General features: G+C 71.3%; 17 protein-coding genes. 7 read left to right on the plus strand and 10 right to left on the minus strand.

The genetic code is table 11. The features are described from left to right. Window positions 1-75: 75 nt before the first annotated feature. Together AB0H81_RS38600 and AB0H81_RS38605 are read right to left on the minus strand one after the other, a co-directional pair. Window positions 76-1887, minus strand: a complete 1812-nt coding sequence (locus AB0H81_RS38600) for an ABC transporter substrate-binding protein (RefSeq protein ID WP_358385382.1) — start codon at window positions 1885-1887, stop codon at window positions 76-78. Between the two features lie 118 nt (window positions 1888-2005). Further along, window positions 2006-3646, minus strand: coding sequence for an ABC-F family ATP-binding cassette domain-containing protein (locus AB0H81_RS38605; RefSeq protein ID WP_358385384.1), 1641 nt, complete (start codon window positions 3644-3646; stop codon window positions 2006-2008). Between the two features lie 46 nt (window positions 3647-3692). On the opposite strand from AB0H81_RS38605, the gene AB0H81_RS38610 reads away from it, so the two are divergent. Both AB0H81_RS38610 and AB0H81_RS38615 read left to right on the plus strand, forming a co-directional pair. Then, on the plus strand, window positions 3693-4130 hold the full coding sequence (locus AB0H81_RS38610; protein ID WP_358385387.1) for a DUF2809 domain-containing protein: 438 nt from the start codon (window positions 3693-3695) through the stop codon (window positions 4128-4130). Continuing rightward, window positions 4090-4635 (plus strand): type 1 glutamine amidotransferase domain-containing protein, encoded by a 546-nt coding sequence (locus AB0H81_RS38615; RefSeq protein ID WP_358385390.1) that lies wholly within the window; start codon window positions 4090-4092, stop codon window positions 4633-4635. Before AB0H81_RS38610 ends, AB0H81_RS38615 begins: the two co-directional genes overlap by 41 nt. Here AB0H81_RS38615 and AB0H81_RS38620 read toward each other — a convergent pair. Beyond that, entirely contained in the window at window positions 4625-5428 is an 804-nt protein-coding gene (locus tag AB0H81_RS38620) for an NAD-dependent epimerase/dehydratase family protein (RefSeq protein WP_358385392.1), read from the minus strand. The genes AB0H81_RS38615 and AB0H81_RS38620 overlap by 11 nt on opposite strands. Continuing rightward, window positions 5425-6501 (minus strand): Gfo/Idh/MocA family oxidoreductase, encoded by a 1077-nt coding sequence (locus AB0H81_RS38625; RefSeq protein ID WP_358385395.1) that lies wholly within the window; start codon window positions 6499-6501, stop codon window positions 5425-5427. Before AB0H81_RS38625 ends, AB0H81_RS38620 begins: the two co-directional genes overlap by 4 nt. Before the next feature lie 110 nt (window positions 6502-6611). Here AB0H81_RS38625 and AB0H81_RS38630 point away from each other — a divergent pair, with 110 nt between their 5' ends. Together AB0H81_RS38630 and AB0H81_RS38635 are read left to right on the plus strand one after the other, a co-directional pair. After that, window positions 6612-7193 carry a TetR/AcrR family transcriptional regulator gene (locus AB0H81_RS38630; RefSeq protein ID WP_358385398.1) on the plus strand — a complete coding sequence of 194 codons (582 nt, stop codon included), beginning with the start codon at window positions 6612-6614 and terminating at the stop codon, window positions 7191-7193. A 95-nt stretch (window positions 7194-7288) separates the two neighbouring features. Beyond that, window positions 7289-8833 carry an amino acid permease gene (locus AB0H81_RS38635; RefSeq protein ID WP_358385401.1) on the plus strand — a complete coding sequence of 515 codons (1545 nt, stop codon included), beginning with the start codon at window positions 7289-7291 and terminating at the stop codon, window positions 8831-8833. An 11-nt stretch (window positions 8834-8844) separates the two neighbouring features. Here AB0H81_RS38635 and lipB read toward each other — a convergent pair whose 3' ends face one another. The 4 genes from lipB to AB0H81_RS38655 form a co-directional block, all read right to left on the minus strand. Continuing rightward, window positions 8845-9480, minus strand: a complete 636-nt coding sequence (lipB, locus tag AB0H81_RS38640; RefSeq protein ID WP_358385404.1) for a lipoyl(octanoyl) transferase LipB — start codon at window positions 9478-9480, stop codon at window positions 8845-8847. A gap of 26 nt (window positions 9481-9506) precedes the next feature. Next, window positions 9507-9689 (minus strand): PspC domain-containing protein, encoded by a 183-nt coding sequence (locus tag AB0H81_RS38645; protein WP_358385407.1) that lies wholly within the window; start codon window positions 9687-9689, stop codon window positions 9507-9509. 62 nt (window positions 9690-9751) lie between these two features. Then, window positions 9752-10258, minus strand: a complete 507-nt coding sequence (locus AB0H81_RS38650) for an HAD domain-containing protein (RefSeq protein WP_358385410.1) — start codon at window positions 10256-10258, stop codon at window positions 9752-9754. After that, window positions 10255-11175, minus strand: coding sequence for an AraC family transcriptional regulator (locus AB0H81_RS38655; protein ID WP_358385412.1), 921 nt, complete (start codon window positions 11173-11175; stop codon window positions 10255-10257). The genes AB0H81_RS38650 and AB0H81_RS38655 overlap by 4 nt, the downstream gene beginning before the upstream one ends. A gap of 74 nt (window positions 11176-11249) precedes the next feature. On the opposite strand from AB0H81_RS38655, the gene AB0H81_RS38660 reads away from it, so the two are divergent. Together AB0H81_RS38660 and AB0H81_RS38665 are read left to right on the plus strand one after the other, a co-directional pair. Then, window positions 11250-12059, plus strand: a complete 810-nt coding sequence (locus AB0H81_RS38660; protein ID WP_358385415.1) for an NAD(P)H-binding protein — start codon at window positions 11250-11252, stop codon at window positions 12057-12059. A 111-nt stretch (window positions 12060-12170) separates the two neighbouring features. Beyond that, window positions 12171-13001: an undecaprenyl-diphosphate phosphatase gene (locus tag AB0H81_RS38665; RefSeq protein WP_358385417.1), complete on the plus strand. Its 831-nt coding sequence runs from the start codon at window positions 12171-12173 to the stop codon at window positions 12999-13001. Between the two features lie 5 nt (window positions 13002-13006). On the opposite strand, the gene AB0H81_RS38670 is transcribed toward AB0H81_RS38665, so the two are convergent. Further along, a complete protein-coding gene (locus AB0H81_RS38670) occupies window positions 13007-13384 on the minus strand; it encodes a hypothetical protein (protein WP_358385420.1) in 378 nt (125 codons plus the stop codon). After that, the gene (locus AB0H81_RS38675; RefSeq protein ID WP_358385423.1) at window positions 13356-14531 is read right to left on the minus strand and encodes an MFS transporter; all 1176 of its coding nucleotides are present in this window, start codon (window positions 14529-14531) and stop codon (window positions 13356-13358) included. The genes AB0H81_RS38670 and AB0H81_RS38675 overlap by 29 nt, the downstream gene beginning before the upstream one ends. 90 nt (window positions 14532-14621) lie before the next feature. Here AB0H81_RS38675 and AB0H81_RS38680 point away from each other — a divergent pair, with 90 nt between their 5' ends. After that, complete coding sequence (locus AB0H81_RS38680; RefSeq protein WP_358385426.1) at window positions 14622-14984, plus strand: helix-turn-helix transcriptional regulator; 363 nt, start codon at window positions 14622-14624, stop codon at window positions 14982-14984. Window positions 14985-15127: the final 143 nt, after the last annotated feature.

Below are 15127 nucleotides of genomic sequence, written 5' to 3' on the forward strand. Positions count from 1 at the left end.
GGGGGGGGGTTTCGCCCCGGGGCCCCGCCGCCGCCTGGCGGGGGGCGGCGGGCTCGGCTGCTTCGAGCGGTGCGGTCATTCGCGCTCGTCCGCGACGCCCTTGCGCCGCCTGGTCACGAGGAACGCGACCAGTCCGAGGACGACCACGCCGCCGACCACGCCGAGGATGAGACCGGTGTTGGAGCCTCCGCCGGAGGCCGAGCCGCCGGCCGGGGCCGCGACCGTGTCCACGGTGTAGAACGGCCAGTAGCCGCTGCCGCCGTAGAGCAGGCCGTTCTCCTCGGGGATCGAGGTGATGCTGGTGATGCGGTCCTTGCGGTAGCCCTCGAGGTCGTTCGTGTAGTAGAGCGCGATGATCGGGGCGTCGGTGTAGAGGCGCTCCTGCATCTGCTTGATCAGGTCGGCCCGCTTGGCGCGGTCGAGCTCCTTGAGCTGCTCCTTGTAGAGCTTCTCGAAGGTCGGGTCGCAGTAGAACGACTCGGTGCCGCCGCCCTCACCCGCCGGGGTGGGCCGCCGGCTGCACAGGTGCGTGGCCAGGACCTCCTCCGGGTCGGGGTTCACGGACCAGCCGCTGATCGCGATGTCGAAGTTGCCGGTGACGCCGGTCTCCTCGGAGAACTTGCTGGAGTCGAGCTTCACGGTGGTCAGCGTGACGCCGATCTCCTTGAAGAAGCCGGTCAGGTACTCGCCGAGCTTGTCCTCGATCGGGGTGTCGGCGTGGATCGTGAAGCGCAGCTCCAGCTTCTTCTTGCCGTCGGGCATGGTGCGGACGCCGTCGGCGCCCTTCTTGTAGCCCGCGTCGTCGAGGATCTTGTTGGCCTTGGCCGGGTCGTAGGTGACCTTGGTGTCGCCGCTGGCCTCCCAGAAGAAGTCCTTGTACATGGGCGGCACGATCGAGCCGTCGGCGGGCTTGGCCAGGCCGCTCTGCACCTCGTCCACGAGCTTCTGCTTGTCGATCGCGTAGTGCAGCGCCTGGCGGACCTTCACGTCCTTGAGCGCGGGGTGGCCGTCGCCGACCGGCTTGTTGTCGGTCGTCGTGGCGCCGTGGTTGATCTCGAGGTACGCGGCGCGACGGCCCTGGTTGTTCCACGCCACGATGTTCGGGTCGTTCTGGATGGCCTGGAACTCCGGCGGCGCGAGGCGGCCGATGAGGTCGATGTCACCCTTCTTCAGGCCGGCGATGGCGGCCTGCGGGTTGTCGTAGAAGATGACCTGCAGCTCGTCGATCTTCGGCTTGCCCCGCCAGTAGTCGGGGTTGGCCTTCAGCTTGACGTACTGGTCCTTCTTGTGCTCGACCGCGACGTAGGGCCCGCTGGAGACCGTCGGGTAGGTGTCGGCCTCGTAGTTGGCGAGGTCGGTCACCTTCTCCCAGACGTGCTTGGGCATGATCGGGATCGGGTTCTCCAGGATGGAGGCCTGGGGCGCCTTCAGCTTGATGACGAGGTCCTGGCCGTTGGCCGTGACGCTCTCGTAGTTCTCGACGGCCGGGCCGTTGGCGGTCTTCGCGGCGTCGTCGGTCATGATCTTGTTGAGCGTCCAGGCGGCGTCGTCGGCCGTGATCGGCTGGCCGTCGGACCACTTGGCCTGCCGGATCTTGAACGTCCAGGTCAGACCGTCCTCGGAGGAGGTCCAGGACTCGGCGAGATCCGGGCTGGGCTGGAGGGTCTTGGAGTCGGGGACCGTCAGGTAGCCGTACATCCACCGGTGGATCGAGGTGGAGACGAGACGGACCGCCAGGAAGGGGTTCATCGAGTCCACGGCCTGGGTGGCCCCGACACGGAGTACCTTCTTCCCCGCCGCGGGATCCTCGGCGTGGGCCACCTGGCCCTGACCTGCCATTAACAGCGCGACGCCCAGCACAGCCAGGCGCGCGATCCACTTCCTCATATGTGCCTCACCTTCAGGCGGGGATTCCCGTGTAGAGAAAGGCACACCATACGAACAGCCGGTGTCAACGAGTGACGGAAAATTGTTTCATCTTCGTTTCCTGATCCGGTGTAAATTTTCAGTCGGTCTGGATGACCTTGCCCCCGTCCACCCGCAGCCGGCGATCCACGTGGACGGCGTCCAGCATCCGGCGGTCGTGCGTGACGAGCAGCAGCGTGCCGGGGTAGGTGGCGAGCGCCGATTCGAGCTGTTCGATCGCCGGCAGGTCGAGGTGGTTGGTCGGCTCGTCCAGCACCAGCAGGTTGACGCCCCTGGCCTGGAGCAGCGCCAGCGCGGCCCGGGTGCGCTCGCCCGGCGACAGCGTCGAGGCCGGACGCAGCACGTGCGCCGCCCGCAGCCCGAACTTGGCCAGCAGCGTCCGCACGTCGGCGGGCGCCACGCCGGGCACGTGCCGGGAGAACGCGTCGAGCAGCGGCTCCTCCCCCTCGAACAGCCCCCTGGCCTGGTCCACCTCGCCGACCACCACGCCCGGGCCGAGCGCGGCGTGGCCCTCGTCCGGCGGGATCCGGCCGAGCAGGGTGCCGAGCAGCGTCGTCTTGCCCGACCCGTTGGCGCCGGTTATCGCGATACGCTCGGCCCAGCCCACTTCGAGATCCACCGGCCCGAGCGTGAACGCGCCCCGCCGCGCCACCGCGCCACGCAGCGTCGCCACGACCGCCCCCGACCGGGGCGCGGCGGCGATCTCCATGCGCAGCTCCCACTCCTTGCGCGGCTCCTCCACGACGTCCAGGCGCTCGATCAGCCGCTCGGTCTGGCGGGCCTTGGCGGCCTGCTTCTCCGTCGACTCCACCCGCATGTTGCGGCCGATCTTGTCGCCGTCGGTGGCCTTGCGGCGGGCGTTCTTCACGCCCTTCTCCATCCAGGCGCGCTGGGTGCGGGCGCGGGCCTCCAACTGGGCGCGCGTGTCGGCGTACTCCTCGTAGTCCTCGCGGGCCTGCCTGCGGGCGACCTCACGCTCCTCCAGGTACGCCTGGTAGCCGCCTCCGTACAGCCGGATCCGCTGCTGGGCGAGGTCCAGCTCCAGGACCTTGGTGACGGTCCTGGCCAGGAACTCGCGGTCGTGGCTCACCAGCACCGTCCCGGCCCGCAGGCCCGTGACGAACCGCTCCAGCCGGTCCAGCCCGTCGAGGTCGAGGTCGTTGGTCGGCTCGTCCAGCAGGAACACGTCGTACCGGCTGAGCAGCAGCGACGCGAGCCCGGCACGGGCCGCCTGGCCGCCGGACAGCGAGGTCATCGGCTGTCCCAGGTCCACGGCGAGCCCCAGGTCGGCGGCCACCTCCTCGGCCCGCTCCTCCAGGTCGGCGCCGCCGAGCGCGAGCCAGCGCTCCAGGGCCTCGCTGTAGGCGTCGTCGGCTCCGGGGGCCTGCTCGACCAGGGCCTGTGTGGCCGCGTCGAGGTCGCGCTGCGCCGCCGACACGCCGGTGCGCCGGGCGAGGAACGCGCCGACCGTCTCGCCGGCCCTGCGCTCGGGCTCCTGCGGGAGGTGGCCCACGGTCGCGGTGGCGGGGCTGAGGCGTACGCCGCCCTCCTCGGGGGTGTCGAGGCCGGCCAGCATGCGCAGCAGGGTGGACTTGCCCGCGCCGTTGGCCCCCACCAGCCCGATGACGTCGCCGGGGCCCACGACGACGTCGAGGCCCGAGAACAGCACCCGGTCCCCGTGTCCGGCCGCGAGGTCCTTCACCACCATGGTCGCGCTCATGTGGTCCGATGCTACCGAGCCGGGTCAACCCGAATATCGTGGCCCGATGCCCCGTCTGTTCGTCCTCCTGGCCGCCGTCCTGACCGTCGCCGCGGGGCTGGGAGTGCGGGCGCTGACCGGCGGCGCCTTCGCCAAGTACGCGGGTGACGCGCTGTACACGGTCCTGATCTACGCGCTCGTCGTGCTCGTCGCCCCGCGCGTCCGGCCCGTCACGGCGGCGCTCGTGGCGGCCGGGCTGAGCTGGGTGATCGAGTTCGCCCAGCTCGCCGACATCCCGCCGGTCCTGCGGCCGGTGCTGGGCAGCACGTTCAACCCGCCCGACCTGTTCTGGTACGCCGTGGGGGCCGCCGCCGCGTGGGCCGTCCACGCGTACGCGCTCGGGCGCATACATCCAGATCGCCCGGAAAGGGGGTGGGGACACCCACTCCGAGGAAGGGACACTGATGATGGACGGCAAGACGATCGCGTTCCTCGTCGCCCCTGAGGGTGTCGAGGAGGCGGAGCTGACCGAGCCGTGGAAGGCGGTCAAGCAGGCCGGCGGCACCCCGAAGCTGGTCTCCACCGACTCCGGCCGGATCCAGGCGTTCAACCACCTCGACAAGGCGGGCACCTACGCGGTGGACGCCACGGTGGACGAGGTCTCCGCGTCGGACTTCGACGGCCTGGTGCTGCCGGGCGGCGTGGCCAACCCCGACTTCCTGCGGATGGACGAGCGGGCCGTACGGTTCGTCCGCGGCTTCTTCGACGAGGGCAAGCCGGTGGCCGCGATCTGCCACGCGCCCTGGACGCTGGTGGAGGCCGACGTGGTCCGCGAACGCACCGTGACCTCCTGGCCGAGCCTCCGGACGGATCTGCGCAACGCGGGAGCCACCTGGGTGGACAGGGAGGTCGTGGTGGACACCCACAACGGCAGCGTGCTGGTCACCAGCCGCAAGCCGGACGACCTCAAGGCGTTCAACCAGGCGGCGGTGGACGCGTTCAGCGCCTGAGCTCCTCGATCATGGACGTGTGGGCGGGGCTCCAGCCGAGCGCCCGCCGCGTCCTGCCGGACGACACGTCCTGATCGCGGGTGAACAGGTCGGCGAGCGGCCCCAGCTCGGCCCGCGCCTCGTCGAGCGGCCAGGACACGGCCCGCCCGCCGCCCAGGGCCGCGGCGATCGCGTCCAGGCGCACCGTCTCGCTCACGCCGTGCCACACCGCGCCGGGCACGCCCCGGGCGAGCACGGCGACGTACAGCTCGGCGAGGTCCCGGACGTGGACGACCGGCCAGCGGACGCCCGGCTCGCCGATGTACACCCCGGCGCCCCGCTCGGCCGCCTTGGCGGCCAGCAGGCCGGGCACGAGCCCGCCGCCGTCGCCGTAGACCAGGCCGGGCCGGACCACCTGGCCGCCCGCGGCGAGGACGCGCCGCTCGGCCTCGGCGCGCCACGAGACCAGCGGGTGCGGGTCGGGCGCGCTCTCCTCGTCCACGGCGCCGCCGCCCAGCACGGCGGCGCCGGTCGTGTGGAGGAGGGGGGAACCGGCCGCCAGCAGGGCGTCCACGGCGGCCAGGTCGGCCCGCTCGCCCAGCGGCGGCCCGGCGTGAACCACCCGGTCGAACCCCTTGGCGGCGAGCGTGAGCGAGGCCGGGTCCGTCAGGTCTCCGGCCACCGTCCCGAGCCCTTCCGCCGGCGCGGAGCCGCCGGGGCGGCGCAGCGCGGCGACGTCGTGGCCGGCACGGGTGAGGGCGGCGGCCACGGCGGAGCCGATGTAGCCGGTGGCGCCGATGACGAGAACGTTCACGAGACCTCCTCGGCGCCGCCGCTGAGGGCGGCGCGCTCGACGGCCCCGAGCAGCCGGTGCAGGCGCGCGGCGGTGTGGAAATCGGATTCGGCCGCCCGGCCCTCACGGATGGCCCGCGCGAGGTCCTGGTAGAGCGCGGCGATGTTGGCGACGGGGCCGCCGGCCGGGTCGAACGGGACGGTCCGGTAGGAGGCGGGCACCTCGACGCGCTCGCCGGCCACGCGGATGTCCCAGTCGGTCCAGTGCAGGTGCACGCCCGGCCGGGTGGGGGCGGCGGTCAGCGTGCCCTCGGAGCCGACGAGCTTGACGAGGAACCCGTCGGGGCTCCCGCTTCCCCCGTGGACGGTGACCGAGGCGGTCGCGCCGCCGGCCAGCGTGCCGTGGATCAGCACCTGGCTCGGCACCCGGTTGGCCACCGTCCGGCCGGTGTCGCCCACGGCGACCTCGTCGTAACGGCGGGGCAGCCGTGCCGACACCTCCACCAGCGGGCCGGTCATCCGCTCCAGCGTCGCGAGGAAGTGACCGGCCATGATCGTGAGGACGGTGGTGCCGCCGGCGGGGTCGGTGCTCCACTCCATGCCCTCCGGGATGACGGCCCCGCCCAGCGGGTCGCCCGCGGCCACCAGGACCGCCGACTCCAGCCGGCCGATCCGGCCCGCCGCGACCAGGTCGCGCACGAAGAGCGCGTCCGGGGAGTGACGTCCCTGCAGGTTGACGGCGTGGACCACCCCGGCCTCCGCCGCGGTCCTGGCCAGCTCGTCCGCCTCGGCCGGGTCCACGGTCAGCGGCCACTCCGACACCACGTGCTTGCCCGCCTCCAGCGCGGCCCTGATCACCGCGGCGTGCCCGGGGGCCTTGACGGACACCACGACCAGATCCACGTCCGGGTGGGCCGCCAGCGCGCCGGCGTCGTCGAACGCCAGTCGCGCGCCGTACTGGGCGGCGGCCTTCCCGGCGCTGGTGGCGTTCGTGGTCGCGACGGCCGTCACCTCGTACCCGTCCAGTCCGGCCAGGGCGGGCAGGTGGGACACGGCCGCCCAGCCGCTCGCTCCGACGACTCCGACTCTGATCATGTCCGGCCTCCCGCTCAGTTCTGTATCGTCCGGTATGAAACTAGGCGATGGCGGATGCGACCGCAAGGGGGTAACGTACCGACAGGTAAAAAACTTGCGAGGAGGACCGCATGCCGGGGGGCAGGCCGCGCGCCTTCGACCCCGACGTCGCGCTCGACCGAGCCCTGGAGGTGTTCTGGCGGCAGGGCTACGAGGGGACGTCGCTGTCGGACCTGACCGGGGCCATGGGCATCAACCGGCCCAGCCTGTACGCGGCGTTCGGCAACAAGGAGGAGCTGTTCGTCAAGGCGCTCGACCGCTACATCAGCGGCCCGGGGGCCTTCGCCGACGAGGCCCTGGCCGCGCCGACCGTCCGTGAGGTGGTCGAGCGCCTGGTCGAGGGCGCGATCGAGCTGACCGCCGGCACGGGCACGCCACATGGTTGCCTGAGCGTCAACAGCGTCCATGCCTGCGGCCCCGACTCCGCCCCGGCACGCGAGGCGGCGATCGCCTGCCGGATGGCCGGGGAGGCGGCGCTGCGGCGGCGCTTCGAGGAGGCGCCCGACCTGCCGCCGGGCTTCGACCCCGCGGTGCTCGCCCGGCTGGTCCACACCGTCACCGACGGCATCGCGGTGCAGGCGGCGAGCGGACACACGCGCGAGGAGCTGCGCGAGGTGGCCGCCCTGGCCCTGAGGACCCTGCTCCCCGCCTGACCCCTCCGAAAATCATCTGTAACGCCTTGCCCTAACCTCCGAAATGGTCTACAGCTATACCAATCAGTGACTCCCCCCGCATACAGGGAGACTTCATGACCACTGAAGAGGATTCCAGGCGGCTGGCCGAGCTCGGCTACAAGCAGGAGCTGGCCAGGACCTGGAGCGGTTTCTCCAACTTCGCGATCTCCTTCTCCATCATCTCGATCCTCGCCGGCTGCTTCACGACCTTCGGACAGGCCTGGAACAACGGCGGCCCCATCGCCATCTCGTGGGGCTGGCCGCTGATCTCCGTGTTCATCCTCATCATCGGGTTCTGCCTGTCGGAGTTGGTCTCGGCCTATCCGACCGCGGGCGGGATCTACTGGTGGGCCGCCACGATGGGCAAGCCGGTCCACGGCTGGTTCACCGGATGGCTCAACCTCATCGGGCTCATCGCGGTGACCGCCTCCGTGGACTACGGCTGCGCGACCTTCCTGAGCATCACCCTCAACCGGCTCACGGGAGGCGCCTGGGAGGCCACGCTGCACCAGGCGTTCCTCCTCTTCGTGGTCATCCTCGTGCTCCACGCGCTGATCAACATCTACAGTCACCGCCTCATCTCGCTGCTGCAGAACATCTCGGTCTGGTGGCACGTGGCCGGTGCCGCGATCGTGGTCGCCATCCTGGTCTTCGCGCCGGACCACCACCAGTCCGCGTCGTTCGTCTTCACCGAGCAGTTCAACAACTCGGGCTTCGGCGACGGCACCACCAACGGCTTCACGTTCTGGCTGTACGTCCTGCCGCTGGGCTTCCTGCTCACGCAGTACACGATCACCGGCTTCGACGCCTGCGCGCACGTGTCGGAGGAGACCCAGGGCGCGTCCACGACGGCGGCCCGCGGCCTCTGGCAGTCGATCTTCTACTCGGCGATCGGCGGCTGGATCCTGCTGCTGTCGTTCCTGTTCGCCGCGACGAACGTGGACGAGATCAACAAGCAGGGCGGCTTCGTCGGCGCCATCTTCGAGACCGCGCTCTCCTCGCCGCTGGCCACCGTGGTCTTCGCCATCTCCACGATCGGCCAGTTCTTCTGCGGAATGAGCTGCGTGACGTCGATGTCGCGCATGACGTACGCGTTCTCGCGCGACGGCGCGGTGCCGGGCTGGCGGCTGTGGTCCAAGGTGGACCGCAACCGCACGCCGGTCAACGCCATCATCGCGGGCTGCGCGGTGGCCGCGCTGATCACGCTGCCCGCCCTGTACGCGCCCCCGGGCACGACGACGCCGGTGGCCTTCTATGCCGTGGTGTCGATCGCGGTCATCGGGCTGTTCCTGGCGTTCATCATCCCGATCTGGCTGCGACTGAAGATGGGCGACCGGTTCAGGCCGGGGCCGTGGACGCTCGGCCGGAAGTACCGGGTGCTGGGCTGGATCGCCTGCGTGGAGATCGCCGTCGTGTCGGTGTACTTCATCATGCCGCTCTCACCGGCGGGCGTGCCGGGCGATCCGGACTTCACGTGGACGTCGGTCAACTACGCGCCGCTCGCGGTGGGGGGCGTGCTGCTCGCCATCGCCCTGTGGTGGGTCCTGTCGGCCCGCCACTGGTTCTCCGGCCCCCGCCGTACCGTCGAGGAACCCGTCGACGAACTCCCGATCAGCTGACGCGAAACCGGTCAGGCGGCCTCGAAGGAGGCCGCCACGGCCGCGCGGACCTGGTCCATGGTGGTCTCGCCCAGCTCACGCTTGAGCGAGGTCATGTCCACGTCGGGCATGCCGCAGGCCACCGCCCAGTTCCAGGGCTCCAGGTCGCCGTCGACGTTGAGGGCGAAGCCGTGGCTGGTGACGCCGCGGCTCTGCCGCATGCCGATCGAGACGACCTTGCGCCCGGTGGCCTTCGTCCAGACGCCCGTCAGCAACTCCGAACCCGGCGGGGTGTCGCGGCGCTCGGCGGGCAGCCCGAGCGCGCCCAGCGCCGCGACCAGCCGGAGCTCCACCTCGCGGACGTAGTCCACGATCCCCTCGTCCTCGGCCAGCTTGACGACGAGGTAGCCGACGAGCTGGCCCGGACCGTGGTAGGTGAGCTGCCCCCCGCGGCCGGTCTCGACCACGGGGATGCCGCGCGACGGGTCGGGCAGGTGGGCCGCCGGGGTGCGGCGGCCCACGGTGTAGACCGACGGGTGGCTCAGCAGCCAGAGCGAGTCCGGCCGCTCGTCCCGCTGGCGCTCGGCGACCAGGTCGCCCATGCGCTCCATCGCCTTGTCGTAGTCGACCAGCTCGTCCTGGATGAGGGTCAGCGGCCTGAGCTTCATGGTTCGAGGATAGAACGCCCCGCCGGTCAGTACTTCTTCGGCTCCTCCGGCACGAGGATCCACATGGCGACGTACAAGACCCACATCGGGCCGGGAAGCAGCGACAGGATCAGCCACAGGATGCGGACCAGCGTGGGCGGCAGGCCCCACTTGTCGGCGAGACCGCCGCAGACGCCGGCCAGGATCCTGTGCTCTCGTGAGCGGTACATCTGTTTCCTCCGTGTGGTTGCACCTATTCAGAACAACGGACAACCAGACGTTCGCTCTCCCCTCAGGGACCCTGAGAAAACCCTGACAGGGTCAGCCACCGGCGGGCCGTGTCCAGATGCGCGCTGGTCAGGCCGTCTCTCGGGTTCACGGGAACGAGCAGGAAGTCGTCGAGACCCCGGTGCCTTCTGAGGTACTCCTCGTCCTCCCACCGCACCTGGTCGTCGAACCAGACGAACGGCCTGCGCTCCACGTACTCGGCCACGTGCGGGGTCTTGAACATCTCTCCCGCCTCGCTGCCCAGCACCGGCCCCATGGGCACGACGGGCAGCTCGGGCAGGCCGAGGCGCGGGCTGATCCACGCGTTGGCGTGGTGCTCCCAGGTGGTGGCCCAGGCCAGCTCCGCGCCCGTCGCGATGGCCAGCTCCAGCAGCCGGGCGCCGTGCCGGGGGTTGAGGTGGACGGTGTAGACCTGGTCGCCGATCTCGCACCGGTAGCGCCGGTAGCCGGGGTCGGGCCGCCGGAACGGGTTGAGCACCCCGTCCACGTCGACGAGCAGCAGCGGCTTCATCGGCTCGCCCCGGCCCGGTGCTCCTGCGGGCTGATCCCGCGTACGCGCTTGAAGGCGGCGCTGAGCGCGAACGAACTGCCGTAGCCCACCTTGCGGGCGACGGCGCCGATCGTGGCGTCGGGCTCGCGCAGCAGGTCGGCGGCCAGCGCGAGCCGCCAGTCGGTGAGGAACGCCATGGGCGGCTCCCCCACCAGGTCGGTGAAGCGCCTGGCCAGCGACGCGCGCGAGACCCCGACCGCGGCGGCGAGCGAGGCCACCGTCCACGGGTGAGCGGGGTTGTTGTGCATCATGCGCAGGGCCCGGCCCACCACGGGGTCGCTCTGCGCGCGGTACCAGGCGGGGGCGTCGTTGTCGTTCAGCCACGTCCGGAGCGTGGAGATGAGCAGCAGGTCGAGCAGCCGGTCGAGCACCACCTCCTGCCCGGGGTCGTCCCTGACGATCTCGGCGCCGAGCAGCCCGATGACCGGGCCGCCGGGCTGGACGAGCAGCGACGGCAGCGCGTCCAGCAGCCGCCTGCTGATTTCGCCGTCCATCTGGTAGGTGCCGGTGATGAGCACGGTGGCGCCGTCGAGGTCGTTGCCCCAGGTCCGCACGCCCAGCTCCATCGACTGGTAGATCGCCTCGCCGTCCAGCGTCGTGCAGCGCTGGCCGGGGTGGATGACGATCTGCGGCGGGGTGGCGGGGTCGTCGGCCACGACGTACGGGTCGGGGCCGCGCATGAGGGCCACGTCGCCCGGGGAGAGCCGCACGGGGTCGCCGGCGTCGGGCACCACCCAGGCCGTGCCCCGGACCAGCGCGGCCAGGGTCAGCGGCGCCTCGTCCTGCACGCGCAGCGACCACGGCGGGTCGAGCAGCGAGCGGAGCAGGAAGGCACCGCGGGCGCGCGGGCCGTCGAGCATCGCGGCCAGATGATCCATGGGTTAGACGATCGCATATGGAAGTGCGCTTCTCAACCATGGAGAGTCCAACGATCTCCGGGCTTACTGGAGTCATGACAACTTTGGTGCTGGGCGGCACCGGCAAGACCGGCCGCCGCGTGATCGACAGGCTCACCGCTCTCGGCCGTCCCGTGCGGTCCGGGTCCCGCTCCTCCTCGCCGGCCTTCGACTGGGCCGACCTCGACGGCTGGCCGGCCGCCCTCCAGGGCGCCGAGTCGATGTACGTGACCTACTACCCCGACCTGGCCGTGCCCGGGTCGCAGGCGGACATCCGGGCGCTCACCGAGCTCGCGGTCGAGAGCGGCGTCCGGCGGATGGTGCTGCTGTCCGGCCGGGGTGAGCCGGAGGCCCAGGCGTGCGAGCGCATCGTCCAGGAGTCGGGACTGGAGTGGACGATCGTCCGCTGCGCCTGGTTCATGCAGAACTTCAACGAGGGCTACCTGCTGGACGCGGTCCAGGCGGGCGTCATCGCGCTGCCGGCCGGGGACGTGGCCGAGCCGTTCGTGGACGCCGACGACATCGCGGACGTGGCCGTCGCGGCGCTCACCCGGGACGGGCACGCCGGACGGGTCTACGAGCTGACCGGGCCGCGGCTGCTGACGTTCGCGGACGCCGCCGCCGAGCTGTCGGCCGCGCTGGGCAGGCCGGTGGAGTACGTGCCGGTCAAGCCCGAGGAGTTCGCCGCGGGCGCCGCCGCGGCGGGCGTGCCCGCGGAGGACATCGAGATGCTGAACGCGCTGTTCGCCGAGGTGCTCGACGGGCGCAACGCGTACGTGGTGGACGGGGTGCGTGAGGCGCTCGGCCGGCCCGCGCGCGACTTCGCCGCCTTCGCCCGCGAGTGGGCCCGCGACCCGCGCGGGTGACCCGCTCCGCCGAACACTCCCACCAGCTCACCGCCCTACGCGAGCAGTTGCCCGGTCCCCGCATCCGCTAGCCTCACCTCGTCACTCTCGCGGCTTTGGAAAGGTGCTCCGGTGATCGGCTGGTTCGAAGCGGTGGTACTGGGCCTCCTCCAGGGGCTGACCGAGTTCCTGCCCATCTCCTCCAGCGCCCACATCCGGGTGGTGTCGGCGTTCTTCGGCTGGCAGGACCCCGGCGCCGCCTTCACGGCGGTGATCCAGCTCGGCACGGAGGCGGCCGTGCTGATCTACTTCCGGCACGAGATCTGGGAGATCGTCTCCATCTGGACCCGGTCCCTGTTCAGGCCCGCGCTGCGCTCCCACCACGCGGCCCGCATGGGCTGGTACGTCATCGTGGGCAGCCTGCCCATCGGCGTGCTCGGCCTGCTGTTCAAGGACCAGATCGAGACGGTCTTCCGCGATCTTCGCATCGTGGGCACCACGCTGGTGGTCTTCGCCATCATCCTGTGGTGGGCCGACCGCACCGCACGCAACAAGCTCACGCTGCAGAAACACCTCAGCTTCCCGCACGCCGTCGTGTACGGCTTCGCCCAGGCGCTCGCGCTCATCCCGGGTGTCTCCCGCTCCGGCGGCACCATCACGGCGGGCCTCCTGCTCGACTACCGCCGCGAGGACGCCGCGAAGTACTCCTTCCTGCTCGCCATCCCGGCCGTGCTGTCGTCGGGCCTGCTGGAGCTGCGCGAGATCGGCGAGGGGCAGGCGCCGGCCTGGGGGCCGACGATCCTGGCCACGCTCATCTCGTTCGTCGTCGGCTACGCGGCGGTGGCGTGGTTCCTGCGCTACATCAGCAAGCACCGCTTCACCGGCTTCGTCGTCTACCGGATCGCGCTCGGCCTGTTCGTGATCCTCGCGGTCGCGTTTGGCCTGATCCCCGCCCAGGGCTGACGGCCCTAGGCGCTCAGGGTGCGCGGGTAGCGGCTGGCCAGGGCGAAGACGGCGGCGAACAGGGCCCAGGCCGCGACGTACGCGATCGGATGGGCCCAGGCGTCGCCCACGATGCCGCCCAGCGCCTCGCGGCCCTCGGAGTAGAGCGTCAGCCCCAGCACCGCCCCGGGCACCGCGCCCCACCAGCGCTGCCACCACACCTCGTGGACCATCACCTCGAACACGACCAGCGCGATCGGCCCGAACAGCAGCAGTTTGAGGCCGGGCGGCTCGTCGAGCAGGCTGGTGAGGACCATGACGGCCACGGCCGAGGCGACGGTCAGGAGGACGACGGCTCCGAAGGGGGCGGGCTCGTCACGCGGGTCGGTCTGCGGTTCGGACACCCCGCAATTCTCGATCATCCTCGACGGACCGGGCGACAGGCCGATAGGTCGCCAGCGTGAACAGCACCGCCACCAGGCCGATCGCGGTGGCGAGGATGATCACGCCCGCCCGGCCGTACCAGTCGAGGGCGAGCCCGCCCGTGACGCCCGCCACGAACAGCCCGAAGTACTGGGCGGAGGCGAGCAGGCCGAGACCGATCGGCACGTTGCCGGGCACGACGGCGACGGTCCGGTACTGCTGCGCGGGGGCGATCATCCAGCCGAGCACGCCCCACAGGAACGCCCACACCAGCGCGACGGGCAGGGCGAGGTTGGCGACGGGGATGAGCCCGAGCGCCACGGTGGAGGCGGCCAGGCCGCCCAGTACCATCCGGCGCGGCCCGTACGCGTCGGTCAGCCGCCCGCCGAGCTGGTTGCCCACGACGCCGCCCACACCCCACGCCCAGAGGACGGCGGGCAGCGGCAGGTCGAACAGCGAGCCGATGTAGACGTAGGCGGTGAATCCGGCGGCGAAGAAGAGGAGCTGGGTGACCAGCACCGCGAGCATCCGCCGGTCGGCCAGTGGCGCGAGCCGCTCGGCGAGCCGGCCGGAGGTGGGCACCCGCACGTCGGGCACGACGGCCGCCACGCCCGCGAACCCGACGACGCCCATTCCGACCACCAGCCACATCGTGGCCCGCCAGCCCGCGGCGCCGCCCAGCCAGGTGCCGAGCGGAACGCCGATCGCCGAGGCGATGGTCAGCCCGCCCATCACCAGCGCGAGGGCCCGGCCCCGGCGCTCGGGCGAGCTCAGCGCCGTCGCCACACCCGACGCCGTGGGCGTGAACATGGCCGCCCCCGCCGCGGCGACCACCCGGGTCGCCATGACCAGCGGGTACGTGGGGGCGAGAGCCGTCAAGGCGTTGCCCGCCACGATGACGGCCAGCGCGACGAGGAGGAGCCTCCGGCGCGACATCCGGGCCGTCACGGCGGCGAGCACGGGCGACAGAACTGCATAGGCCAGAGCGAACACGGTCATGAGCTGCCCGGCGGCCGAGGTGGAGACGGCGAGGTCACGGGAGATCGGCGGCAGCAGCCCGGCGGTCACGAACATGCCGGTGCCGACGGCGAAGTTGCCCAGCGCCAAGGGGTAGAGCCGCGTGGTCACATCTTCCTCCGTACGCAACAGTTGGAGGACCATCAAACTGTCGCATAGTTTTATCATTGTCAAACGATTAAACGGAGATAGGGTCTGAGCATGCGCCTGCTACCGCATCCGGCGACGGAGTCCATCCAGCTCACCGAGGTTCTCCGGGCCCTGTCCGACCCCGTGCGCATGGAGATCGTCGTCCGGCTCGCCGTACAGGTGGAGCAGACCTGCTCGAACGTGGGCGAGGAGCTCGGCGTGCACAAGTCCACGGCCTCGCACCACTACCGCACGCTGCGCGAGGCCGGCGTGGTGATGACCCGGCAGGTCGGGCGGCTGAAGTTCATGCGCCTGCGCCGCGACGACCTCGACGCCCGCTTCCCGGGCCTCCTCGACGCCGTCCTCGCGGCCGCGCTCACCGGCGCGCCCCCGCAGGGCCTCCCCTCCGCCACCGCAGGTGTCCCGGACGCATGATGCCTGAGCTGCCCGTACGTCACGCGCTGCCCGAGCTGCTGGGCTTCCACGGCCTCCCCCTGACTGACACCGCGTTTACCCTCGTTATGCGCTGAGGAAACGTGTTGAACCTCGCGAGGATCTAGCATGGAACTGAGAACGCG

It is taken from the genome of Nonomuraea sp. NPDC050691, from assembly GCF_040654455.1.
GTDB lineage: Bacteria > Actinomycetota > Actinomycetes > Streptosporangiales > Streptosporangiaceae > Nonomuraea.